Below are 25,143 nucleotides of genomic sequence, written 5' to 3'. Positions count from 1 at the left end.
ACTTAATACGATGACGACATCAACACACTTGAATTCGTTAAAGCGAGAAAAGCTCCCGGGACGAAATATACAAAGCTTGCGCAATAACTTCTGGTGCTTCAGTTCGCAACTGACATACCTGTTCAAAAATATCCACCAAACGTATGGGCACATTTATCTGCCCTTGAAACCCACAAACCGGCATTGATGGCGCATCGGTTTCTAATACGAAATTAGATAATGGCAAGCTGCTAACGACATCACGGGTCTTTCTCGCACGTGCATAAGTTATCGTGCCACCAATACCCAGTTTAAATCCTAGCTTTATATAATACTCAGCTTGCTGCTGTGAACCAGAAAATGCATGGATCACACCACCAAATTGAGGGGCGACTTGCTTAAAAGCTTGTGCAATTAAGTGATGACTTTGACGATGATGAACAATGAGTGGTAAACCTAATTGATTAGCCAGCTTAATATGCTCTTTAAATAAGACTTGTTGCAGTGCTAAATCATCGCAATGACTATCGATACCACACTCCCCAATGGCGACCAGCTTTGCTTTATGTTGCTCTGCCAGCGCAATCAGCTGTGGCATGTCTTCTAGACTTCGTGCAGTCAAAAAGTACGGATGTAAGCCAAATGCAATATGACAACTTGGGTGCTGCTGTTGAAACACCAATAAACTTTCACTTTGTACAAGTGATATACCTGGCACCACAAACCGCTCAATGCCAGACGCTTTCGCATCTGACATATATTCAGTTAAGTTATTGGCAAGCTCGTCAAAGTCCAGGTGGCAATGACTGTCTATAAAACGCATTTACGGATTTAAACGCTCAATAGACCAACTGCCATCGGCTTGCTTCACATACATAAAGCGGTCATGAAGGCGGTGCTCACCACCTTGCCAAAACTCTATTTTATGTGGCACAACACAGTATCCGCCCCAAAAATCAGGTAAGGGAATATCGCCTTTAGCAAACTTACTTTTCATCCCTTCAAATGTTTGCATCAATGCCTGTCTCGATGACACTGGACGCGACTGCTGAGAAGCCCAAGCAGCTAGCTGGCTCTCTTTTGGGCGAGATAAAAAGTACTTTGCCACAGCCGCTGTGCTCAAAGGCTTGGCTTCACCATAAACAATCACTTGTCGCTCAATTGCATGCCAAGGGAAATGTAGAGAGATTTTATTATTCTCAGACAAATCTTGTGATTTTTTTGAGCCCGTATTAGTAAAAAATACGAAGCCATTTTTATCTAGATTTTTGAGTAATACGATACGCTGTGAAGGCTGACCATCTTTATCAACAGTAGCAACCACCATGGCTGTTGGATCGGCACTGAACTTGGCATCAACCGCTTGCTTCAACCAAGTCTCAAATTGCTCAATAGGATCATCTTGCAAAGTCTCTCGGCGCAGCCCACCTTGCACATATTCTCTGCGGATATCATCTAATTTCATCTTGGCGATTCCTTAGCATATTTCAACGACTTCTCTTTGCGCTCAAAGGAAGTATTACATAAACAAAAAGCCGCCTAGAGTGGCGGCTTTTTCAACATCACACATAGATAAAGCTTACATTTGCTCCATCACTTCAATGCCTAACAAATCTAGGCCTGTGTGTAGTGTCTTAGCCACTAAATTACATAGCATCAAGCGACTTTCTCTCGCTTGCTCTGTGACATCGTCTTTCAAAATAGGACACGCCTCGTAGAAAGACATATATAAACTCGCAAGCTCGTATAGGTAACCACATAATACGTGTGGCGTCGCTTCATTGATCATTAGATCAAGCACTTCTTCCAACTGCAACAGCTTAAGCGCAAGCGCTTTTTCTTGCGGCTCTGTGATAGCGATATTACCAGCCAAGGTTGCACTATCCACATTTGCTTTACGGAAGATACTCTTAACACGTGTATATGCATATTGAAGATATGGTGCTGTTGCGCCTTCAAAGCTCAACATCGTATCCCAGTTAAAGATATAATCACTGGTGCGATGCTTTGATAAATCGGCATATTTAACCGCGCCAATACCTACTTTACGGGCGATCTCCGCACGTGCTTCTTCTGACAGCTCAGAAGCACGCTCAGCCAGTTTATCTGACGCTCGGCCGACCGCTTCATCCAACAAATCTGCAAGCTTAATCGTACCACCTGTACGAGTTTTAAATGGCTTACCATCATCACCCATCATGGTACCAAACAAGCTTGGCTCATAACTGGTTTTTTCTTTTAGTAAACCTGCTTTACGCGCAGTGATCTCAACTTGATTGAAGTGAAGACCCTGACGTGCATCCACAAAAATCAAGATACGGTCAACATCAAGCTCATTTGAACGGTAATCACACGCCGCTAAATCTGTTGTCGAGTACAAGAAGCCGCCGCCTGATTTTTGTACGATAAATACTGATGGTTCACCATCTTTATTCGCTAATTCATCAAGAAAGACCACTTGTGCACCTTGGTCTTCTACCGCAATGCCTTTTTCTTTAAGCAGTTCGATCACACCATTAAGGCGCGCGTTATATGCACTTTCTGCTTTGATGTCTTCACGGCCAAGGGTTACATTCAGCTTTTGGTAGACTTCTTCAGAGTGTTTTACTGATGTATCGATGAATAATTGCCATAACTTTTCACAGTGCGCATCGCCACCTTGTAATTTCACAACATAGTCACGGGCTTTATCCGCAAAACCTTCTTCATCATCAAAGCGTTTTTTCGCATCACGGTAAAAGCTTTCTAAATCAGCCAGTGCCACCGCTTCTAGATCAATGCCTTGCTCAAGTAAATCTTCAAGGTGTGCGATCAGCATACCAAACTGAGTACCCCAGTCACCCATGTGGTTTTGACGGATAACATTATCACCACGGAATTCAAGGGCACGTACAACGGCATCACCAATGATGGTCGAACGCAAATGACCAACGTGCATTTCTTTTGCAAGGTTTGGCGATGAATAATCCACAACAACTTTATGTGGCGTAGTGTGTTCTGCTACACCAAGTTTTGCATCTTGGTTAGCTGATTCTAAGCTTAATGCTAAAAACTCAGGTTTTAGATGAATATTGATAAAGCCAGGGCCTGCAATTTCAGTTTTTGCAGCAACATCGTCGATATCTAAGTTATCAATGATCTTCTGTGCAACTTCACGCGGATTCGTTTTTAGTGCTTTTGCGGCGCCCATTGCGCCATTGATTTGGTAATCACCAAATTGCGGGCGAGTAGATTGTGTAACCGCTGGGTTTGTGCCTTCTGGAATGCCCGCAGCTTGCATTGCTGCATTGGCTTTTTCAATTAATAGAGTTTTGATATTCATTGTTTATCCTGTGTTCCTTGCCAGCCATCAAACCAGCAAGGTTAAATTCAATTTAAGCGCTTATTAGTGTTCACGTGTATGATGGAACTTAACATCAGGATAGCGTTCCATTGATAAGTTTAAATTGACACGGCTAGGTGCAATGTAAGTTAAGTTATCACCACCATCAAGGGCCAAGTTTGCTTCGCACTTGCGTTTGAACTCAGCCATCTTCTTATCGTCGTCACACGTCACCCAACGGGCTGTTTGTACCGCTACACTTTCGTAAATTGCATCTACGTTATATTCAGCTTTTAGGCGCGCTACAACCACATCAAACTGAAGCACACCGACCGCACCAACGATTAAGCTATTATTTTGTAGTGGTCTAAATACCTGTACCGCACCTTCTTCTGACAGCTGCACTAAGCCTTTTAACAACTGCTTTTGCTTAAGCGGATCTTTTAAACGAATGCTACGGAATAGTTCTGGCGCGAAATTTGGAATACCACTGAATTTCAGCTTCTCACCTTGCGTGAAGGTATCACCGATTTGGATTGTACCGTGATTATGTAAGCCAATGATGTCGCCAGCATATGCCTCTTGAGCACGCTCACGGTCACCTGCCATAAAGGTTACCGCGTCGGAGATACTGACCTTTTTGCCAATACGTACATGGTCCATCTTCATACCTTGCGTATATTTACCCGATACAATACGCATAAAGGCAATACGGTCACGGTGTTTGGGGTCCATATTCGCTTGAATTTTGAATACAAAGCCTGAGAACTTTTCTTCTTCAGCTTTTACTTCACGCTCTTCAGTTTGACGCGGCATTGGCGTAGGCGCCCACTCTGTTAAACCGTCAAGCATATGGTCAACACCAAAGTTACCCAATGCTGTACCAAAGTAAACGGGTGTTAGCTCACCCGATAAAAATAACTCATGGTCAAACTCATTGGATGCACCGATCACCAACTCTAGCTCTTCGCGAAGCTGCTCGGCTAACTCATCACCGATTTCAGCATCTAGATCTGGATTGTCTAAACCCTTAATGATGCGTTTCTCTTGGATGGTGTGGCCTTGACCCGTTGCGTATAAAATCGTTTCATCACGATGAATGTGGTACACGCCTTTAAATTCTTTACCGCAGCCGATTGGCCAGGTGATAGGTGCACACATGATATTCAATTCTGTTTCAACTTCGTCCATCACTTCCATTGGGTCACGGATATCACGGTCAAGTTTGTTCATGAAAGTCACGATAGGCGTGTCACGTAAGCGAGTAACTTCCATTAATTTACGTGTTCTATCCTCAACACCTTTTGCCGCATCGATCACCATTAGACATGAGTCAACAGCAGTCAGCGTACGATAAGTATCTTCAGAGAAATCTTCGTGTCCCGGAGTATCGAGTAGGTTTACCAATGCATCATTATACGGGAACTGCATCACCGAGGTTGTTACCGAGATACCACGCTCTTTTTCCATTTCCATCCAGTCAGATTTTGCGTGCTGGTTTGAACCACGACCTTTTACCGTACCGGCTTTTTGTAACGCCTTTCCGAATAAAAGTACTTTCTCTGTGATGGTGGTTTTACCCGCATCCGGGTGAGAAATAATGGCAAAAGTACGGCGAAGCGATACTTCTTGCTGGATACTGTTGTTTGACATTGAAAACTCTACTTTTGGCTTATCTGAGTGTGACTATTCGCTGATAACACTCGGCTGTGAACACATATCCGCGTATTGTCTCTGATCCTGACTATTTTAACAACTTATCAGCGTATAAATTGCCGATAATCTGCGTTACTTTTACACTAACAAAATCGATATGCTCGATATTAAGTGAAATACGGCTATTTTTGACAGCAGAATATCAGCTAACAGCCAGTGTCATATTTAAATTATCAATTCATCACAAGCGCCCCACTATACAAATGTGCTCAAATTGCTAGGATAAGCGCCATCAACACATAATAAAAAACGACCAATGACAAAACTCTTTTTAATTCCTAAGCCTAAGCCGTATGCAACCCTAAGACTATTTTGTTTTCCATATGCTGGCGGGGCGCCCAATATCTTTATGCCGTGGCTTAATAAATTGCCTGATAATGTTGAGCTTATATTAGTACAACTACCAGGGCGCGGAGCACGGTTAATGGAAACGCCCCACAATAAAATGAGTTCAATTATTGATGAGTTAATGCAGCATCATAGTTTTATCACTCAAAAGCCCTATGCCTTCTTCGGCCATAGTTTGGGCAGTAGAGTTGCCTATGAACTCGCGCTAACATTACATAAAAATAACCAAACACTGCCTTTAAAAATAATCGCTTCAGGCAGTCGCGCACCGCATTTAGAAAGTCACAAAACCCCCATCTATCATTTATCTGAGCCTGACTTTATCGCTGAGCTGCGCGAACTCAACGGCACGCCAAAGGAAGTCCTAGATAATGTGGAGCTCATGGAATTATTTTTGCCTCTACTGCGTGCTGATTTCGAAATTGCCGATTGTTACCGAGCCGAAGAGCAGCCACTACCAGTACCTATAAGTGTCTTTTTCGGCCATGAAGATGTCGATGTTACACCACCTATGATTGATGCATGGCAGGCACTATCAGCGCTACCAATAACCAAACATGCCTTCAATGGTGGACATTTCTTCATCAATTCACACAGTGATCTAGTCGCTAAATCTGTTTCGCAGTTAATAAACACACTCTAATCAAAATTGTTTAACCGTCTTTACCTGGCCCGCTAGCGCAAGTTTCAATCGAAATGAGCGCTCACAGTGAGCATCAGTAATAGACATGGGTACAAATTAACATTTACTATATAATAGTAAGTTAACATTCAACCTATAATTGTAATCGTAATTAGACCGAAATTAAGACTGATTACTAAATAGGGAAACTTATTTAAGTATGTAACAGTTTAAGCCATCTCATTGATAAAAAAGGAAGGCAAAAGTGAGAAACGCATTTGTTTTATCTGTGCTGATATTAACACTAAGTGGTTGTAAGAGTTTAGTTGAGAAAGGAAACAATCTCTTTCAAGCTGGTATGTATACACAATCGGCAGAATACTATGAGCAAGCGCTGCAAGAGGATCCACATGATATTGAGGCACAAAAAGGCCTGCGCCAAGCACGTCACAAAATTTTAGATAAAGGCTTAATTGATGTGCGAATGTTACGCTTAGGGAGCAACCCAACAGGCGCAGCAATGAAGTTAGAGTCTCTATTACGCAACCAAATAGCATGGCACATCGAGCCATTTGGCCCTATTGCCAACACGCAAAATGAAGAAATAGGTTATGCCACACTTTGGTTAAAGCAGCGTGCGGCACAACTAGGTCAATCTAGATTCCCCGACCAATTTCGCTTTTTTGAACACAGTTATGCTTTTCTGATAAGTAATGCTCAGTTACAAAGCCAATTTTCAACTTACAGGGCCGCACTACAAAATAAAGCACACGCTCAGTGCACTCGCATGTCAACTAAAACAACGAATGAACGCTTTTACTTACGCCAGTTTACTGAAAAATATTGTATGGCATGGGACTTACCGCAAGAGCTAACCACCATTACACAAGATCCTACGCGTTATTCAAGTATTCAGCTGACACCTCGCTTCAAAGTGAATTTGCACCGTACCAGCAGACAGGCAAATGCGCTCAAAACCGCCTCGTCAGAGTTAAAGCAAATATTTCGAGAAAGCCTATGGTATAACCCTGTGGGGCAAAACACATTCAAACTCAAGTTTGACGCAAATCTAGAACACACAAGAAAAGCAAAGCTTGTAAATAGACATACTCACTTCACACTCGTTGAAGAAAAGCAAAGCAAAACTAACCCTTCTGATACATTAGACGTTGAAGTAAAAAAAGCATTTCGCTATCCCGTTACCGAATTCACAGAGCAGTTTAGTGTCAATGCAAAATATGAAGGTGTCATTGCTCAACAACATATAGAGTTTAGTGTCGATGACAGTCAAACACACTATACACAGAGTCATCAGGCTGATTTTCCTCAACTCAATATCAAGCCAATGAAAGCAACCTTTTTAGATGTAGACAGTAAACTTGATAAGCAACTAAGCACACTACAACAAGATTTTAAATCTCAGTTAGAGCGAGTGTGGATTGACACCCATTGTAATGGCTTAATTGGTGCACAATACGGTGAATATATCTTACGTTGCGGCAAAAGCTCACCCGACAATGAATTTGTAAACAGCTGGTTTAAAAAACAATTTGGTTTGACTTACCAAGAAATGGCGACCCTATACGCGCTATAACTTTAGTCTTTTTTATCGACAAGGCAATACGGCTTCACCAATGGCTCACCTTGTCGATAAAAAGGCGATGGCGTGTTTTTTCTCAACAGTCGCCAAAGCACCAATTTCAATACCAAATTAGCCACCACCCGCTTATGTGACCAAGGTCCTTTGATTTCTGTCGGGATCGCTGCACTTGCAAATTTACAAAATACGCTGCCTGAGGGCGGACCCACAACATCATCTAAATTTTCTTCAATGCAACTGTGTAATAACCCAACCAGTGGCCAACGTGCGTTCATCGTATTTCCAAGTGGACTATTACAACAGTTTGCAAACCATCGATGCACGCCTTTTCGCGTGACGGTAAGACAGGCAATTTCTTCTTGCCCATGCGTAAATGTAAGCTGTGATGCGCTCACTTGAAACACATCTGAACCGCCATATTCATTGAGGACATTTTGCTGTGCTAAGTGTTTCGCAAAAGCTTGGCAATCATCACAATAACAAACCACACGATTATGAAAAAGCCGATTGCCACATGACACAACACCGCGCACTTTGCCACATTGGCACTTCACATTCACATACTTATCCATCGTATTCTCCATCAGGATTAGGTTTGTTCATATTGCTGTTTTGCATGTACCATAACAGTGCTTTACAACACAATAAAATGCAAGTGGCGCTTGGCCTAGAGCCGGCTTCATGCTAGTTTGCTGCAAAACAAAATAAATTTGGAAATTACTATGCCAAAGGCCAGTGAAATAAAAAAACATGCGGCAATTGAATACAATGGTCGCGTCATGATTGTACGTGATATTGAGCGCTCTGTACCACAGGGTCGCGCAGGTGGTAGCCTGTACCGTATGCGCATGTACGATGTTGTCAACAATGGTAAAGTGGACGAGACGTTTAAAGCAGAAGAAATGCTTAAACTAGCAGATTTAACGCGTCGCCCTGCGATGTTTTCATATATCGATGGTGAAGAGTATGTCTTTATGGATGAGGAAGACTACACCCCTTACCACCTCAATAAAGAAGCGATTTCAGAGCAGGTTTTATTTATCAATGAAGATACTAAAGGTCTATCTGTTGTGGTTGTTGAAGGCAGCCCAGTATCGGTTGACTTACCTTCCAGCGTAGAGCTTGTGATTGAAGAAACGGCACCATCAATTAAAGGTGCATCTGCCAGTGCGCGTACAAAGCCGGCAACACTTACGACAGGCTTAATTGTCCAAGTGCCTGAGCACATTTCAACAGGCGATAAAATCAAGATCAACACGACTGAAGTTAAATTCATGAGTCGTGCAGATAGCTAATTTCATCTATCAAAATAAACAAGCCGGTTATTCCGGCTTTTTTATTGTCTTTGCAACTTAACCCCATCCTTTTTTCTGCTTTATTTCTATTTTAGTGCAATTAATACTTTGAATTGTTGTTATTTTGTGCCAATAATAAATGGAACGTTCCAAACAATAACAATCAAGAGAATGGGAGTTAATCATGAAAAGGTTTGCACTTTGTGCTTTAGCACTTGCTATCCAATCTGTCTCTATACACGCGCATACAGGCCATACACATTCGCCGTCACACACAAATGAAATCAACGAATGGCAAGATAAAAACAACTACAAAAAAGGCCAGCGAGTCACGCATCAAGGTGCAATTTATCAAGCAAAATGGTGGTCTGAAGGCGACTCACCTGCCATTAATACTTCAGGGGCATGGCAGTTTGTACAATTCATCAATCATGAAAATAATACCCCAACCCCTTGGTTGCATGCTCAGGTATATACCAAAGGTCAAATCGTTGCTTATAAGGGAGAGTTGTTTGAAGCTAAGTGGTGGACATTGAATGAAACCCCAGATGCAAGCCAAGTCTGGACTAAAGTTGCCCATGATAAAAAGAACGATCCAATTTCACAAATGAGCCTAATTAGCAATGACGTTGTGCTCAGTGAACAAAAAGCGGAGTCACCTGCAGGTGAGGCTATAGATAATGCCTTTGATGGCGATCCCCGCACTAAATATGTCACACTCAAACCACAGGGGTGGTTGCAAGTCTCTTTAGCACAGCCACAGAGTCTGGCGAAATATCAACTCACATCAGCAAACGACGCACCGGGTAGGGATCCACACACATGGACGCTGCAAGGATCTAACGATGGCGAAAACTGGCATGTCATCGATACACAGTCCGAGCAAATTTTCACTAAGCGTTTCGAGCAAAAAACCTATCATTTAAATGCGGTCAAGCCTTATCAACATTATCGCTTTGAGATGACTCACAAAGGCACGGATGATTGGGGTTATGATTTACTACAAATTGCTGAAATTGATTTATTTACTAACACGCAACTACCTATTGCCGGTATTGCCAGCGATGCAAGCACCGTATTTATTGGTGATGCATTAACGCTGAAAGACACCAGCCTCAATCAACCAAATAGCTTTGAATGGCGATTTGAACAAGGCACACCAGCGACTAGTTTGGCCAAGGATCCACAAGTCACCTTTAATACACCCGGTGTAAAAACAGTAGAATTGGTCACACATAATTGGCATGGCCAAAGTGACACGGCTAGTCACAAAGTAAAAGTGGTTGACCCTGCAAACCCTTGGCACGGATTTGCTTACCCTGAAATCAAATTTGCCCACGAAGATACGCAAAGCGAAGGCTATAAGCGCATTCACAGGCTATTTCCTAATTTAGAAAAAACCATCAATGACGTTACATTACAAGTAAACCAATATTTATATAAGCACTATGGTGAATCACCTGAGTTTGACTCTGTCACATTTAGTCTTAAGTGGATGGATACCCTAGCCTATCGAGCTGGCTCTGGCCGAAATATGGAAATTGCGTTCAGTACCAAATATATTACGGAATCTTTAGCCAACGCTAGCGATGAAGAAGTTATTTACGAATTGCTCGGTGTATTTTGGCATGAGCTTGTTCACGGTTATCAACACTTTCCAACCGGCGCAATGGCCGATGGTAATGAAACTCACGCCATTGTTGAAGGCATTGCCGACCTTGTTCGGATCCGAGCTGGTTTCCACGCCACACGCAGCCCCTCACCATCTAAAAACTGGCTAGGTGGTTACACCAATACCGGGTTCTTTTTATCATGGATCCAAGACAATTATGATGATGATTTTACCTATAAGATCAATCAGATGGTGCTAACGAGTCAACGTGAAGCTTGGGAGTGGACATTAGAAGAAGCACTTAAACGCATCTTAAATCAAGATATCAATACCCTATGGCAGAAGTACCAAGTAACACTCGGCGCTGCACCTGAAGCCCCCGCAATCCCTGAAGATCAAATTAGCTTGGTGAGTTTAGGCACAGATATAAGTGCCTCAGTACAGCCTGCAGATCCTATCTATGACATTGCAAAAGCAATCGATGGCGACCGTTATACTAAATACCTGACGATAAATAGTCAGTCTGAGGTAACCTTTTCTACCCATGGCGCAGGAAAACTTAAATCCTATAGACTCACTGTCGGCGATAACCAACCAAGCAGAGATCCAAGTGCATGGACCTTATTAGGGTCTCAAGATGGTGTCACATGGCATGAGGTGGATAGTCAATCTAGTCAAGTATTTAGCCAACGGTTAGAAACGCGAGAATTCCTAGTCGACCAAGTACCTAGTTATCAATACTTTCAATTCAACTTCACTAATAGCGGACAGCAAAGCAATGGTGAGTCAGTATTTCAAATCGCCGAAATCGACTTATTAGCTGATAAAGCCACAGTAACTTTACCCGTCGTATTAGAAAACTTTGTTTTGCTTGGCGGTGAGCTCAGCGCTGAGCATGAAGGGTTTAGCCAGTGGGGCGAGGGCTATCAAAGTGCATTTGATGGCAATTATGAAAACAAGTATGTTGCGCTCACGGACAAGGGCTGGCTGCAATTTAATGCCAGTCAACCTCGTATCCTCAGTGCATACAGCATAACAAGTGGTAACGATGCGCCAGAACGAGACCCGTCAAGCTGGACGTTACATGGTTCAAATGACGGCGTGCATTGGCATATTATGGATACACGTCAATCTGAACAATTTACTGAACGCAATCAAACACGTACTTTTCGTATTGAAAACACCACTGCGTTTACCCATTACCGTATTGACTTAACGCATACTGCGACTGACAGTAATGGCAATAACTTACTTCAGCTATCAGAAATAGGCTTTTTTAGCGCTAAATAGGCAATTAGTGAAGGCAGGGTTTTTACCTTGCCTTTACTCTTGGTAAAACCTTACACAGTGACAGTGCCTTTTATTTAATCCCAAACATCATCCGACACAGCGCAAAAACTTGAGAAATCAGGCAAGCCATCATATGATCCAATATTGCACAGTGAATGGATCGTTTGACGGATTTTTAAAGCTAATATGGATATCGGGAAAGATGAAAACCAGTAAGCTCAGTATCAGGTTACTTTGGTATATAACACCACTGGTGATTTTGCCTTTGTTGTTTTTAGGTGGCTTTACGCTCACCAATGTTACGAGCTCTACTCAAAAACAAGCAAAACTGATAGTTGGCCGTTTTGTTGAACAGCAGCAACAAAAAATGTTCAACTACATGGAAATATATCAATCGACCACAAAACTGCTTTCCACATCCCCTGTGCTCAGTGATTATCTACTCTCTCCACCTGATAAAGAGCCACTGCAAAAAAAGCATTTAGGCGCACTGCTTACATCATCTGATGAACAGAAACTTAAAACAAAGCGTTTGGGTGCGCTTATGGATGTCTTTGCAAGTTACAGTGAAGCCTATCCAGATATTCTCAGTATCAATTTGGTCGATGCAGATGGTAAAAGCCATGCTTTCTATTCGAGTAATTTAAGTTTTGCACCCGATGATTACCCGTTTTTTGACCAAGTGCTCAAAAGCAACTTAAGACAGCAACAGTATATGCTGCCCGCTAAAGAAGGCGGAACGCAACTCTATTTTGTGCAACAAATTTATAGCGTTAACTTTCATCTGAAAAGGCCGCAACGCCAAGGCTATATTATTGTCCGTGTCGCTCCTTCAATTATCAGCAGCAGTATACTAGAGGCACCTTACGACAATACCTTAAACCTGCTAGTTTCTACTCAAGGAGAGGTACTGTTCTCCTCTGATGGGCAGTTCACATCGACTTATCTGTCTGACGAGGAAATGGCCCAGATAAGCTCCTTGGCAGATAGAGGCAAATTAGACTCCGTTGTACTGCCCTCGGTAGATGGATTAAAGCGCATGACCTACAGCGCGCAACTCAGCGGCGGCTATTATTACATTTCCACGATTCCCAAGAGTATTCTCTACCAATCTGGGAAAGCCATCAGCTTAATCACCGCTTTAATCGTCATTCTCTCTGTAGTGACCTTGCCAGTGCTCATCTTTATTGTGGTTCGGAACCTGCTGCTTACACCGATTGAATTACTTGGCGAGGCAAGCCATCGTGTCGGTGACGGGGACTTGTCTGTCTCGCTACCAGCCCATGACGACGACGAAGTAGGCATCTTGTTTGATGATTTCAACCACATGGTAAAGCAGATCCGTGATTTCCAAGGAGAGTTAGAAGATTATAAACTCCATCTGGAAGAAAAGGTGGAAAGCCGAACCCGAGCGCTGGAAGAAATGAATAGTCAGCTTGAAGTCGCCATCACCGAAGCTGAGCAAGCCAACCAGCTTAAAAGCCGCTTTTTAGCCAATATGAGTCACGAGATCCGCACCCCTTTAACTGCAATCATGGGCTTTACTGAACAGCTGCTGCACAACCCTGGCGCTAAAAATTCAGATTTACACTTAGACACCATTTTACGAAATTCAAAGCATTTATTAGAACTTATCAACAATATTCTAGATTTGTCTAAGATCGAAGCTGAAAAGCTCGCGGTTGAAAAAAATCGTATTGAGTTCCTGCCTTTATTAAAAGACATTGAATCCATTATTCTGCCACTCGCAGAAGAAAAACAGCTTGAGTTCAATCTCAATTACGCCTTCCCACTGCCAAAAGTGCTCCACAGTGATGAGACACGCTTAAAACAGATCTTACTTAACATTGCCAGTAACGCCGTCAAATTTACTGAACAAGGGTTTATATCAATTAACATTGATTTTAATACTCAACATGACCAGTTTATCTTTGTTATCAAGGACACAGGTATTGGCATGTCAAAAAGTGAGATGGAACGTGTATTTAAACCTTTTGAGCAGGCGGATACCACCACCACAAGACGGTTTGGCGGCACAGGGCTTGGTTTGTGTATCTCCAAAAACCTTGCCCAATTACTTGGTGGCGATGTACAGGTCAGCAGTGAGCAAGGCAATGGCAGTACATTTACTATTAGCATCTCGGCGAATCATGCAAACCAAGACATTGAGTGGATTGAATGTGACACCCACACTCACAGCCAAACCAGCAGCTCGCAAAAACTCGCAGAGACTCAGCTCGAAGCAACAATACTTTTAGCAGAAGATAACAAAGATAACCAAGAGCTGATCTCCTTATTATTAAGCTCTTGGGGGCTCAAACCCGATATTGCCAATAACGGCGCAGAAGCAGTAGAGATGTCTCTCATCAATGATTATGATTTAATCCTGATGGATATGCAGATGCCAGTGATGGGGGGCTTAGAAGCGACTGAGATGCTTAGGCATGCCGCTTATGATGGTCCGATTGTCGCCCTGACAGCGAACATCATGAAGCACGATATTGATACCTACTTAGCAGCAGGGTGCAATGCCACACTGGGTAAGCCCATTGATAGGGAAAAGTTAGGCGCGGTATTACTCGAGTTTTTAGAGCTCGCCAGCGAAAATGCCTCTAAGTGGAATAACCTGCTTAAAAGTGAAAAGTTCCTGCAGATAAGCCAAAATTATCTAGAGAAGCTACCTGAGCAACTAGACCTTGTAGAAGCACTTTATGAAAACCAAGAATGGGAATCGCTGCGCGCCCTGGCGCACAGCTTGAAAGGCAGTGCTGGCTGCTTTGGTTTTAGCAACATTCACAGTGCTGCCGGAGATTTAGAAAATAGCTTGCAAGGTAATAACAAAGCACAGTGGCAATACACCACACTGCAGCTTACTCAAGCTATTCAATACACGTTAGACAATGAGAATGTGCAGCTGCAGGCTGTTCGCTAAGCGCTTTATTCACTCTGTGAACTGTAGCCCCATTAAAATAGCATCTTCTTTACCAGTTTGTGTCGGGTAGTAGTTTTTTCTTCTACCCATCACATTCAGACCCACCTTTTCATACAAAGCAATCGCTGGTGCATTCGATGCTCTAACTTCAAGGAATAGATTTTCCGCCTGCTCATCTCGACACCAAGTGATTAAGGCCTGCATTAACTCCGTTGCAATCCCTTGGCCTTGGCTATTTGGATGCACACAGATATTCATCAAAGTATAATCAGGTCCCGCTCGCTCAGCGATAAAGTACCCGACCAGTCCCAGCTCACTATCGCGACACATATTAAAGTAACGTCCACCAATACATGAGACGAGTGTTTTTTCGCTCCAAGGATGACTGTGGCACGCGTTTTCAATCTCCATGACTTCGTCTATCGGAAATTGCCCGAGCGCGTCTTTATGTAGATATTGCATGAGATATCACCTGCCATAAGTGTTGCTTTTGCTGGGTATTTAATGTGTCACTAGGCAGTGTCAGTATACTGCCGTTTAAGGCGATTGAATCCCCTGACACCACCACTAAGTCAGTACAATTTAAAGCAAGGGAAATATCTGCTGTCAATTGCGCTGGCAGCTGCAAATGGATTGGGGCATTTTCCCCATCTTCCGAAGTCGCTTGTGTGTCATAGCGCGCTTTGAGTTTGAGTGGTGTTAAGCCAAGTAATTGAGCATGTATCGGATGCATGATAAAAACACTTTTTATACTGAGTCTAAATGGTAGTAGTAAAAGATTCAATTACGTGGGAAAAGTAAGAAGTGGCAGGGGCGGCAGGACTCGAACCCGCAACCATCGGTTTTGGAGACCGCTGTTCTACCAATTGGAACTACGCCCCTGCAATGTCGACGCATTATAAAGAGCTTTTAGAAAAGGTAAAGAGGAAAAGTGCATTTTTTTGTTTGTTTGCGCTTTTTATAAACAAAAAGGCGAATATTTATTATATTCGCCTTTATTTCATTCAATTAGCTTGTGCTAATTATCATTATTCCCACTCGATAGTCGCAGGCGGTTTACCTGAGATATCGTAAACGACGCGAGAAATACCATCGATTTCATTAATGATACGGTTTGATACCAGACCTAAGAAGTCATATGGTAAATGTGACCAACGCGCCGTCATGAAATCAATTGTTTCTACACAGCGTAATGACACAACCCAGTCGTACTTACGCGCATCACCCATTACGCCTACCGATTTAACCGGAAGGAATACAGTGAATGCTTGAGATACTTTGTGGTAAATGTCTGCTTTATGAAGCTCTTCGATGAAGATAGCATCTGCACGACGAAGTAAATCACAGTATTCTTTCTTAATTTCACCAAGTACACGTACACCTAGACCTGGACCTGGGAATGGGTGACGGTAAAGCATGTCGTAAGGTAAACCTAACTCAAGGCCAATCTTACGTACTTCATCTTTAAACAACTCGCGAAGTGGTTCTACTAGACCCATTTCCATATCGTCAGGCAGACCACCTACGTTATGGTGAGACTTAATCACGTGCGCCTTACCTGTTTTAGATGCCGCTGACTCAATGACGTCTGGGTAAATCGTACCTTGCGCTAACCATTTAGCATTTTTCAACTTTTTAGATTCAGCATCGAATACGTCAATGAACGTATGACCAATTGCTTTACGCTTATCTTCAGGATCAGAAAGACCAGCTAGGTCATTTAGGAACTGCTCTTCAGCATCTACTTTGATGATATTCAGGCCGAACTTATCACCAAACATCTCCATCACTTGCTGACCTTCGTTTAAACGAAGTAAACCGTTATCAACAAATACACACGTTAGCTTCTTACCAATCGCACGGTGGATAAGCATAGCCACAACCGATGAATCAACACCGCCTGAAAGACCTAAGATAACTTCGTCATCACCGACTTTCTCTTTGATACGCTCAACCGCATCTTCAATGATCTGCGATGGTGTCCAAAGCTTCTCACAGCCACAGATATCAATCGCAAAACGCTCTAACAAACGAGTACCTTGCTGCGTGTGTGTCACTTCTGGGTGGAATTGCACACCATAGAAACGTTTTTCTTCCCAAGACATTGCCGCGTGTGGACACGTATCCGTTTTCGCACTTGTTACAAATGTGTCAGGGATTTCAACTACTTTATCGCCGTGGCTCATCCATACGTCAAGTTGACCAATGCCATCTTCAATGTGATCTTCAATCGCTTCGAATAAGGCACAGTTTCCAACTTTTTCAACTTTTGCGTAACCAAACTCTTTCTTATCAGAGCTATGTACTTTACCACCTAGCTGCATCGCCATTGTTTGCATGCCGTAACATACACCAAGTACAGGTACACCTGCTTCAAACACATACTCTGGTGCTCTTGGGCTATTTTCTTCTGTGGTTGACTCTGGACCACCAGACAGGATGATACCCTGAGGGTTGAATTCACGGATCTGCTCTTCCGTTACATCCCACGCCCAAAGTTCACAGTAAACGCCAATCTCACGTACACGACGTGCAATTAACTGCGTGTATTGAGAACCGAAGTCTAAGATCAAAATACGGGAATCATGGATGTCTTTGCTCATTGATAATCTCGTTAGTTAGGAAACGATAAAATTAGTAAAGCACAGCTAACCTGCTTTACCAGAATTAAAAAGGGCTAGCAGCTGCTAGCCCTGACAATTTTGCGGGCTCAACGCACGTTGGCCGGCTTAACCTAAGCGATAGTTAGGCGCTTCTTTGGTGATTTGTACGTCGTGTACGTGAGACTCACCCATACCTGCTGATGTAACACGTACAAACTCAGGCTTGATGTTCAGTTCAGCGATCGTAGCACAACCTGTTAAGCCCATTGCACTGCGAATACCACCAATTTGCTGGTGAATGATCGCAGCAATTGGGCCCTTGTATGCAACGCGGCCTTCAATGCCTTCTGGCACAAGCTTGTCTGCTTGGTTGCTCTTCTGGAAGTAACGGTCTGAAGAACCTTCTTTTTGGTTCATCGCACCTAGAGAACCCATACCACGGTAAGACTTGTAGTAACGGCCTTGATACAGTTCAACTTCACCCGGTGACTCTTCAGTACCAGCAAGCATTGAACCAACCATGACGCACGCTGCACCAGCAACAAGCGCTTTAACAATGTCACCTGAATAGCGAATACCGCCATCAGCAATGACTGGAATATCACGATCTTTTAGCGCTTCAACAGCATCTGAAATAGCTGTGATTTGTGGTACACCGCACCCTGTAACAATACGTGTTGTACAAATTGAGCCAGGGCCAATACCTACTTTAACGGCATCTGCACCAGCATCGGCAAGGGCAAGGGCACCTGCGCCTGTTGCAACGTTACCCGCAACAATTTGTAGCTCAGGGTACGCTGCACGCGTTGCTTTAACGCGGTCAATTACACCTTGAGAGTGACCATGAGAGGTGTCAATCAATAAAATGTCCACACCTGCTTCAACCAATGCAGCGATACGCTCGTCAGTACCAGCACCAACACCTACAGCAGCACCAACACGTAAACGACCTTGTGCGTCTTTACATGCGTTCGGCTTTTCTTGTGCTTTTTGGTAATCTTTAACAGTGATCATGCCTTTCAGTGCGAAAGCATCGTCAACCACTAAGATTTTCTCAATGCGGTGCTCGTGCATAAGACCAAGGATCTCTTCACGACCTGCGCCTTCTTTCACAGTTACCAAGTCTGCTTGTTTTGTCATCACTGACGACACAGGCTTGTCTAGCTGAGTTTCAAAACGCATATCACGGCTTGTCACAATACCTTCTAACTGGTTATCAGCACCCACTACAGGGAAGCCTGAAAACCCTTTTTCTTCAGCAAGGGCAATTGTTTCAGCAATGGTTTTGTCAGCTGTCACAGTGACCGGGAAAGTAACAATACCCGCTTCGTAAGTTTTCACTTTACGAACATTGTCGGCTTGCTCTTCGATGGTCATGTTTTTGTGAATAAAGCCAATGCCGCCTTCTTGCGCTAAGGCAATCGCTAAGCGTGCTTCAGTTACTGTGTCCATTGACGCAGAAACAAGTGGCAGATTAAGCTCGATATCGCGTGTCAGACGAGTTTTAAGACTCGCTGTGTGCGGTAGAACAGTTGAATGAGCGGGTACTAATAGTACGTCGTCAAAAGTAAGGGCTTCTTTTGCAATTCTTAGCATGTGTGCGGCTTCTCTCAAGTGAATTCTGAGTATAAGGAATTGCGTGCGCATTTTATCAGCGTTCCTTATGTGAGTAAACAAAATTTAGCAAAAAATGTGCTAAAGTGTCTGTGAATTTTTTATGGAGCTCGGTATGTCGTTGCCACAAAACAACAAAGTTTATACAGTTTCGCGTCTAAATCGCGAAATTCGCGGTTTATTAGAACAAGGTTTCGCTTCTCTTGAGTTGACGGGTGAAATTTCAAACTTTGTCGCCCCCGCTTCTGGCCATTGGTACTTTTCACTTAAAGATGAAAAAGCGCAAATTAAAGCGGCAATGTGGCGAGGCAATAACCGATATTGTAAATATCGCCCAGAAAATGGTGCACAAGTACAAGTCAAAGCCCGAGTCTCTGTGTATGAACCCCGTGGAGATTATCAGCTTATCGTCGAGCAGATGGCACCTGCCGGAGAAGGCTTACTGAAGCAACAGTTTGAAGCGCTACAGATGCAGCTCGCCGCTGAAGGGCTCTTTAATAGTTTCCATAAAAAACCTCTTCCGCAACAAATCAATCGCGTTGGTGTTGTCACCTCCGCAACCGGCGCTGCCATCAAAGATATTTTGTCTGTGCTAAAACGCCGAGCGCCTCAACTAGAAGTCACCATCTACCCCACCCTAGTACAGGGAAAAGGTGCAGGTGCGCAAATCGCAGAAAAGATTGCACTAGCAGACAAGCGCAGTGAAGTCGATATATTGATAGTAGGTCGTGGAGGTGGCTCGCTGGAGGACCTGTGGTGCTTTAACGAAGAAATCGTCGCCCGAGCTATTTTTGCCTGTAGTCTCCCTGTGATAAGTGCTGTAGGCCACGAAATAGACACCACCATCAGTGATTATGTCGCTGATTTACGTGCCCCTACTCCCTCAGCAGCCGCAGAGTTAGTGAGCCCCGATAGTAGTGAGCTGATAAGTTATGTAAAGGATAGAAAGCAGCGCCTAACAACTGCATTAAAACGCAAGCTATATGATGAGCAACAACATATTGCACGGCTGCAACAGCGATTAAGCCTGCAGCATCCTCAGAACCAATTGATGCAACAAGTGCAGCGCGTCGATGAATTGCAGCAACGTTTGATCCGAGCATGGCAATATCTGCAACAAAAACACCATCACAAAGTGAATGTACTTGACCATACGCTACTAAAATTCCACCCTGAAAAGCGCTTGAATGAAGCCAAAGCAAAGCTACAGAGATTGGAATCAGCCTTGCACAATACCATGAAACAACAGCAAAGCCGCCAGCAAAACCAGTTGGCGCTACTTGCTGCCAGATTAGACAGCGTTAGCCCTCTGACTGTGTTATCTCGCGGTTATAGTATTACTCAAAAAGGCAAACATGTGCTTAGTTCGGTATCAGAGGTCAAAGTCGGCGATGCGCTTATTACACAGCTCGCTGATGGGCAATTACATACTAAAGTCACTGCAATTAAAGAGAAAGGCGAGTAAGTTAGTATTCGCTTTTTAATTGCTCACTGGTTTTTAGACTCAGGTGTATTTGCATAACGCCTTGGTTTTGTACGGCTGTCACCGTTTTAAACTGCTTCATCCAAGGCATGTTAAGTAAAGCATTGTGGAGCTGCTGCCACCTTGATGAAGTAGTATGTGATTGCGCGGCAAAGTTGAGCTGACAAATATGCAGCTTACATTCTACAGATAGCATCTCTACATCATCATGCAGACTTGCCTCATATAAAAAATCTTCTGCAAATAGCTCCACTTCCGAGGCCCACACGTCATCGCGCCGCTGGTGTGCGAATATATTTTTCAATTGATTTGTGACGTTATAACTTGAAGGTGAGGACTCTCTGGAGTGCGATAACTGCGCTTCCAAACGCATATTTTCTTGCTCTAACTGTTGATTGCGTTGAACCAGCTGTTCAAGTTCTGTGGTGTGAGTTAAAACAGGCAGCGCATTACTGTGCGTTTCTCTTTTTGGAACAGAAGGAATAGCTTGTTTCAGTAGAGGTTCTGTAGCCACTTCTCGTGTGGCTTCATTCAAATGAAGTACTTTCTCTGACGGAGCATCTCGAACGCCCAGCTCAGTATGGTGTATTTCATAAAACCCACAGGTTAGTAAAACACCCGTGGCAAACGCATACACCAAAGAGCTCTTCGAGCGCATCAGACAAAGCGCAACTTAAAGCATGGCGCTGGTATGAGAGTCGTTAATTCGACTAATCGCATCATCTAAGAAGTTTTGATCCATGCTCTCTGCAGGGCATGGACAATTTGGTTTGCCGACCACTTTGGCAGGGACCCCCACTACCGTGGTATGCGGTGCAACGGCTTTTAATACTACCGAGCCTGCGCCAATGCGCGCCCCTTCACCGACTTCAATGTTACCAAGTACTTTTACGCCAGCACCAATCAAAACACCGGCACGGATCTTAGGGTGACGATCACCTTGCTCATTACCCGTACCACCGAGCGTGACCGACTGCAATATCGATACATTGTCTTCAATTACCGCGGTTTCACCAATGACTATACCAGTCGCATGGTCAAGCATAATACCATGGCCGACTTTACAAGCAGGATGGATGTCAACGCCAAAAACTTCAGAGGTGCGACTTTGAATAAAGCGGGCGAGCTCTTTGCGTTGTTGTCGCCACAGACAGTATGCGAGACGGTGTGCTTGTAATGCATGGAAACCCTTCAAGTTTAATATCACGTTAAGATAACTATCGGCAGCGGGGTCTCGATCTTTAACAGCTTTTATATCATGAGCCACATGAGTCAGCATTCGGTCGCAATCAACAAACGCTTGATCAAACAATTCTCGAATCGTAAATGCAGACACAACGGCGTCTGAGAGCTTATTTGCCACAATAAAACTCAACGCTGCTCCCAAACATTCGTGATTGAGCACACTAGAATAAACGTGACTGGCGAGTAGGGGCTCTCTTTGTACAAGCTCCTGGGCTTCTTCTCTCAATTGTTGCCAAATTTCGTGTCTCATAATTTCCACATGTCTGTCATTTACTGTCGTTTCTTATCTTAGCGTGCATCACCCTTTGATAGCACTAGCCAGCCTCGAATTTCTAGTTATTAATTATAACTTAAGGTTCCTATAATGGTGCTTTTTTTACGCGTATGCAACTTAATGCCAATCAATAAAAACGCCCCGCATAAGCGAGGCGTTTGCACTGTCATACAGCTTAAAGGTTTATTTAAATAAATCCTGTGCTTGTATGACTTCAATGTTGCTTGCAGGCACAGACAGCTTATAACTCTCTACTATCTTGTCTTCATCAAGCAAAGCCTGCGGCTTGCTGACATTGTACTTCAGCGGTGACACCTGCTCGCTAGCAAGACGCTGCTTCATGTCTTTACCGTCACCTGTCACAAACACATAGTGCATATTGTCAGTTTGTAGATTTTCACGGATCACACGGTTGACGTCATCTAAGCTCAAGCTCGCAAGCTGTGAACGCACTAGGTTTACAAACTCATCGGTATTATAGAATTGGCTATCCAATGCATAACCAAGTTGTCTGTCCTGACTCGCCACCAGCTGAGGCACATAGTTGTTTAAGAAATTACGCGTTGCTTCAAAGTCTTTTTCACTCATCCCTTGCTTAATCATCTTATCAAGCTCATACACCGCGACACGAGTGGCAAAATGCGCGTCGTTATTTGAACGCAGTGGACGTAACCAAACTTGGAAGATCTGCTCAGAGCGACCTAAGTTCGCATCAGGCATAGTTTGGTACATACCGCGTGGGAAGTATTCTATGTAAGCATAATCGCCATAGTTCATACCACGAGTTTGACGAATTCGGTCAAATAGGAAAGCGCCTGAATTACGATGCTCACCAAAGTATGAACGTACTAACCATAACGCAGTCCAATCTTTGCTACTACGTACAGTATCAATTGGGAAACCAAATGATACCGCCGTTGATTTAGCGCTTTTCTCGACTACGGTCGCATGGATCCCTTCTAGTGCAGGCGCATCAGCAACATTTAAACGCTTTTCTTCACCTTTTGGTAAACGCGTTAAGTCTTGTATCAATTGCGCCTTCAAATCGTCATTTAACGCACCTGTTAACCCTAGATTTAACTTCGCCTGAGTGAACTGACTGTGATAGAAATCCTTCACATCTTGCAATGTTAGGGCTTCTAAATCTGACAAGTCACCTAAATTGAGACTTTCATAGGCATGACCTTGATATAACTTATGATAAAGCACCTCTTTACCCAGCTCTTCATCATTGGACGACTTTAAGTCTGAATTAATGTTATCAATCAGCTCTTTTTTCAGGCGGCTAAAGTCATCTTCTCTAAAGCCTGGATTGAGCAGTTGCTCACCAACTAATGCATACCACTGCTGTGCATTATCTTTATGCACACGACCACGCAATGCAATCATCTCTTTATCTACTTGATGAGCAAAGCTACCCGCTAGCGGGTACATGGCTTTTTGAATTTCTTTATATGACTTAGTTGCACTGCCACCTTTGGCCAGCATTGCTGCGGTCAAAGCAGCAACCCCTTTTTTCCCTACCGGATCGGCCGCCGCGCCCGTGTAAAATAACCAATTCACATCAACTAATGGTGAATTTGACGTTTTATCTAGTACAGTAAAGTGTTGCTCTGTAGGCTGATTTAGCTCAGTCGTCAGTGCGTCAAGCGCTACCTCTTTATCAAAACCAGTGATGTCCGCTTTTGCTGACATGGTGACGGTATTACGTCCAGAATCAACAAAGTATTTGTTTGCGATGCGGCGAATATCTTCTGGGGTGACTGTGTCTGCAGTTGCATACATTTGGTTGATCACTTCGGGATCACGCTCAAAGTGCACATAGCTTGCTAACATCGATGCAATTGCTTTTGATGAGTCTAAATCATTGGCAAAGCTATAACGCTTATTTGATTTAAGTGCCGCCAGCTTACCTTCATCTACCAATTCCGTACGTGCCGTCGCATAAGTACGGTTAATTGCATCTCGCACGGTCACAAGGTCTTTTTCGTCTTCAACTTTAACGAACACATGTAAAAGGCCAGGATCTTTTGTTTCTGCATTATAGGTAATCAATTGTGTCGCAATTTGCTTATCCACGACCAACTCTTGATATAACTTAGAGTTTTCAGAGAAATATAACTCGGAAATTAAGTCTACTGCCGCGCGATCTTTTTCCGTTGGCTGCCAAGCAGGTCCTTTGTACGATACTAACAACCAGTGACCCGGTTGGCCCTCATTGACGACATGCTGGTATTTTGCTGCTTGCTGCTTTGGCTCGACTGGGATCTCTGCTTGATATTCACCACGCTGCCACTCACCCCAGTGCTTTTTCACCATATTTACCGTGGCTTGTGGCTCTACATCACCTACGATGATGATGGTCGCATATTCAGGCTTATAAAAGCGCTCGAAGAATAAATCCGCATAGGCCATTTGATCTGGCATTGCCTCTATATCTTCAAAAAAGCCCATCGTAGTATGTTTATAGGTGTGCTCATCAAACGCTTTTTCACGTACAGCACCTAATAATTTACGAAGCGGATTGGCATTATTTTTAAGGTATTCACCTTTTACGGTCAACGCCTCTGTACGGAATTGCTCTTCGCTAAAATGTAGGTTTTGGAAAATATCAGACTGGATCTCTAATACTTTTTCTAAATGTTCTTTAGAGAAGCTTAAATAATAATTAGTGTAGTCGTTGGTTGTATAGGCGCGGTTATCAACCCCTGAATTTTTGATGATGTCTTTGTAGATTGCTTCAGGATATTTTTTAGATCCTTTAAACATCATATGTTCAAAGAAGTGTGCAAACCCTGTTTTACCATCTTCGATTTCATTGCGCGAACCAACTGATACCGGGATCTGTAAAGATACGACATCAGGATAATCAGTCTTAACCACCATCACACGTAGCCCATTATCGAGCTCTTCCAAGACATAATCTTGAGAAAACACTTTGTTTTCAGCATTGTTAACCGCAGCTACGGCATTGTTTTGTAGACTATTGGTCTTGTTTGCGTTATTTGCAGCGCAGCCACTCAGTGCCAAGGTAACAGCAAGGCTGGTTGCCAAAAGCTTAAATTTCATATGCGTCCCTAAATTTATCATTTTGTCTCTGTATGCCAGTGCAAAGCACAGGTTTATTTCCTGATTATGCCTTAAAGAAAGCAAAAATCTCATATATCTCGATAAATGGTGAAAAAACTTACCTCGGATTGCATTAAAA

General features: G+C 43.4%; 18 protein-coding genes and 1 tRNA gene. 6 read left to right on the top strand and 13 right to left on the bottom strand.

From position 1 onward, the window contains the following. Positions 1-37: 37 nt before the first annotated feature. The 4 genes from L1077_RS23590 to prfC form a co-directional block, all read right to left on the bottom strand. Positions 38-802 carry a TatD family hydrolase gene (locus L1077_RS23590; protein ID WP_237139277.1) on the bottom strand — a complete coding sequence of 255 codons (765 nt, stop codon included), beginning with the start codon at positions 800-802 and terminating at the stop codon, positions 38-40. Then, positions 803-1,444, bottom strand: coding sequence for a pyridoxamine 5'-phosphate oxidase (pdxH, locus tag L1077_RS23585; RefSeq protein ID WP_237139276.1), 642 nt, complete (start codon positions 1,442-1,444; stop codon positions 803-805). A 114-nt stretch (positions 1,445-1,558) separates the two neighbouring features. Beyond that, positions 1,559-3,301 carry an arginine--tRNA ligase gene (argS, locus tag L1077_RS23580; RefSeq protein ID WP_237139275.1) on the bottom strand — a complete coding sequence of 581 codons (1,743 nt, stop codon included), beginning with the start codon at positions 3,299-3,301 and terminating at the stop codon, positions 1,559-1,561. Positions 3,302-3,364: 63 nt separating this feature from the next. Continuing rightward, positions 3,365-4,954, bottom strand: a complete 1,590-nt coding sequence (gene prfC / locus L1077_RS23575; RefSeq protein ID WP_063362491.1) for a peptide chain release factor 3 — start codon at positions 4,952-4,954, stop codon at positions 3,365-3,367. A 319-nt stretch (positions 4,955-5,273) separates the two neighbouring features. Here prfC and L1077_RS23570 point away from each other — a divergent pair, with 319 nt between their 5' ends. Both L1077_RS23570 and L1077_RS23565 read left to right on the top strand, forming a co-directional pair. Beyond that, positions 5,274-6,008, top strand: coding sequence for a thioesterase II family protein (locus L1077_RS23570; protein ID WP_237139274.1), 735 nt, complete (start codon positions 5,274-5,276; stop codon positions 6,006-6,008). Positions 6,009-6,252: 244 nt separating this feature from the next. After that, the gene (locus L1077_RS23565; protein ID WP_237139273.1) at positions 6,253-7,581 is read left to right on the top strand and encodes a tetratricopeptide repeat protein; all 1,329 of its coding nucleotides are present in this window, start codon (positions 6,253-6,255) and stop codon (positions 7,579-7,581) included. A 2-nt stretch (positions 7,582-7,583) separates the two neighbouring features. Here the strand turns inward: L1077_RS23565 and L1077_RS23560 are convergent, their stop codons facing one another. Next, positions 7,584-8,159, bottom strand: a complete 576-nt coding sequence (locus L1077_RS23560) for a DUF6151 family protein (protein ID WP_237139272.1) — start codon at positions 8,157-8,159, stop codon at positions 7,584-7,586. A gap of 150 nt (positions 8,160-8,309) precedes the next feature. Between L1077_RS23560 and efpL the strand changes: the two genes are divergently transcribed. From efpL to L1077_RS23545, 3 genes are all read left to right on the top strand, one after another. Beyond that, positions 8,310-8,882 carry an elongation factor P-like protein EfpL gene (efpL, locus tag L1077_RS23555; RefSeq protein WP_039612087.1) on the top strand — a complete coding sequence of 191 codons (573 nt, stop codon included), beginning with the start codon at positions 8,310-8,312 and terminating at the stop codon, positions 8,880-8,882. Between the two features lie 184 nt (positions 8,883-9,066). Continuing rightward, positions 9,067-11,784 carry a basic secretory protein-like protein gene (locus L1077_RS23550; protein WP_237139271.1) on the top strand — a complete coding sequence of 906 codons (2,718 nt, stop codon included), beginning with the start codon at positions 9,067-9,069 and terminating at the stop codon, positions 11,782-11,784. Positions 11,785-11,986: 202 nt separating this feature from the next. Beyond that, positions 11,987-14,716: an ATP-binding protein gene (locus L1077_RS23545; RefSeq protein ID WP_237139270.1), complete on the top strand. Its 2,730-nt coding sequence runs from the start codon at positions 11,987-11,989 to the stop codon at positions 14,714-14,716. A gap of 9 nt (positions 14,717-14,725) precedes the next feature. Here the strand turns inward: L1077_RS23545 and rimI are convergent, their stop codons facing one another. From rimI to guaB, 5 genes are all read right to left on the bottom strand, one after another. Continuing rightward, the gene (gene rimI, locus L1077_RS23540) at positions 14,726-15,178 is read right to left on the bottom strand and encodes a ribosomal protein S18-alanine N-acetyltransferase (RefSeq protein WP_237139269.1); all 453 of its coding nucleotides are present in this window, start codon (positions 15,176-15,178) and stop codon (positions 14,726-14,728) included. Next, the gene (locus L1077_RS23535) at positions 15,162-15,449 is read right to left on the bottom strand and encodes a hypothetical protein (RefSeq protein ID WP_237139268.1); all 288 of its coding nucleotides are present in this window, start codon (positions 15,447-15,449) and stop codon (positions 15,162-15,164) included. The genes rimI and L1077_RS23535 overlap by 17 nt, the downstream gene beginning before the upstream one ends. Positions 15,450-15,521: 72 nt before the next feature. Further along, positions 15,522-15,598 (bottom strand) — tRNA-Trp (locus tag L1077_RS23530). Between the two features lie 146 nt (positions 15,599-15,744). Continuing rightward, a complete protein-coding gene (gene guaA, locus L1077_RS23525) occupies positions 15,745-17,319 on the bottom strand; it encodes a glutamine-hydrolyzing GMP synthase (RefSeq protein ID WP_063355733.1) in 1,575 nt (524 codons plus the stop codon). A gap of 126 nt (positions 17,320-17,445) precedes the next feature. Beyond that, positions 17,446-18,915, bottom strand: coding sequence for an IMP dehydrogenase (guaB, locus tag L1077_RS23520; protein ID WP_237139284.1), 1,470 nt, complete (start codon positions 18,913-18,915; stop codon positions 17,446-17,448). 133 nt (positions 18,916-19,048) lie between these two features. On the opposite strand from guaB, the gene xseA reads away from it, so the two are divergent. Next, positions 19,049-20,398: an exodeoxyribonuclease VII large subunit gene (xseA, locus tag L1077_RS23515; protein ID WP_237139267.1), complete on the top strand. Its 1,350-nt coding sequence runs from the start codon at positions 19,049-19,051 to the stop codon at positions 20,396-20,398. A 1-nt stretch (position 20,399) separates the two neighbouring features. Here the strand turns inward: xseA and L1077_RS23510 are convergent, their stop codons facing one another. The 3 genes from L1077_RS23510 to L1077_RS23500 all read right to left on the bottom strand — a co-directional run bounded on the left by L1077_RS23510 (position 20,400) and on the right by L1077_RS23500 (position 25,004). Further along, the gene (locus L1077_RS23510) at positions 20,400-21,074 is read right to left on the bottom strand and encodes a hypothetical protein (protein WP_237139266.1); all 675 of its coding nucleotides are present in this window, start codon (positions 21,072-21,074) and stop codon (positions 20,400-20,402) included. Between the two features lie 15 nt (positions 21,075-21,089). Continuing rightward, on the bottom strand, positions 21,090-21,911 hold the full coding sequence (cysE, locus tag L1077_RS23505) for a serine O-acetyltransferase (RefSeq protein ID WP_237139265.1): 822 nt from the start codon (positions 21,909-21,911) through the stop codon (positions 21,090-21,092). A gap of 207 nt (positions 21,912-22,118) precedes the next feature. Further along, a complete protein-coding gene (locus L1077_RS23500; protein WP_237139264.1) occupies positions 22,119-25,004 on the bottom strand; it encodes a M16 family metallopeptidase in 2,886 nt (961 codons plus the stop codon). Between the last annotated feature and the right edge of the window lie 139 nt (positions 25,005-25,143).

Origin of the sequence: Pseudoalteromonas luteoviolacea, from assembly GCF_021654285.1 — a bacterium.
GTDB lineage: Bacteria > Pseudomonadota > Gammaproteobacteria > Enterobacterales > Alteromonadaceae > Pseudoalteromonas > Pseudoalteromonas luteoviolacea_J.
Note: the sequence above shows the minus strand (reverse complement) of the source record. Positions and strands in the feature narration are given on the sequence as shown.

Coding starts and splice junctions, on each gene's coding strand:
- L1077_RS23590 (WP_237139277.1), bottom strand. CDS start 802: ATGCGTTTTATAGACAGTCATTGCCACCTGGACTTTGACGAGCTTGCC.
- pdxH (WP_237139276.1), bottom strand. CDS start 1,444: ATGAAATTAGATGATATCCGCAGAGAATATGTGCAAGGTGGGCTGCGC.
- argS (WP_237139275.1), bottom strand. CDS start 3,301: ATGAATATCAAAACTCTATTAATTGAAAAAGCCAATGCAGCAATGCAA.
- prfC (WP_063362491.1), bottom strand. CDS start 4,954: ATGTCAAACAACAGTATCCAGCAAGAAGTATCGCTTCGCCGTACTTTT.
- L1077_RS23570 (WP_237139274.1), top strand. CDS start 5,274: ATGACAAAACTCTTTTTAATTCCTAAGCCTAAGCCGTATGCAACCCTA.
- L1077_RS23560 (WP_237139272.1), bottom strand. CDS start 8,159: ATGGATAAGTATGTGAATGTGAAGTGCCAATGTGGCAAAGTGCGCGGT.
- efpL (WP_039612087.1), top strand. CDS start 8,310: ATGCCAAAGGCCAGTGAAATAAAAAAACATGCGGCAATTGAATACAAT.
- L1077_RS23550 (WP_237139271.1), top strand. CDS start 9,067: ATGAAAAGGTTTGCACTTTGTGCTTTAGCACTTGCTATCCAATCTGTC.
- L1077_RS23545 (WP_237139270.1), top strand. CDS start 11,987: ATGAAAACCAGTAAGCTCAGTATCAGGTTACTTTGGTATATAACACCA.
- rimI (WP_237139269.1), bottom strand. CDS start 15,178: ATGCAATATCTACATAAAGACGCGCTCGGGCAATTTCCGATAGACGAA.
- L1077_RS23535 (WP_237139268.1), bottom strand. CDS start 15,449: ATGCATCCGATACATGCTCAATTACTTGGCTTAACACCACTCAAACTC.
- guaA (WP_063355733.1), bottom strand. CDS start 17,319: ATGAGCAAAGACATCCATGATTCCCGTATTTTGATCTTAGACTTCGGT.
- guaB (WP_237139284.1), bottom strand. CDS start 18,915: ATGCTAAGAATTGCAAAAGAAGCCCTTACTTTTGACGACGTACTATTA.
- xseA (WP_237139267.1), top strand. CDS start 19,049: ATGTCGTTGCCACAAAACAACAAAGTTTATACAGTTTCGCGTCTAAAT.
- L1077_RS23510 (WP_237139266.1), bottom strand. CDS start 21,074: ATGCGCTCGAAGAGCTCTTTGGTGTATGCGTTTGCCACGGGTGTTTTA.
- cysE (WP_237139265.1), bottom strand. CDS start 21,911: ATGAGACACGAAATTTGGCAACAATTGAGAGAAGAAGCCCAGGAGCTT.
- L1077_RS23500 (WP_237139264.1), bottom strand. CDS start 25,004: ATGAAATTTAAGCTTTTGGCAACCAGCCTTGCTGTTACCTTGGCACTG.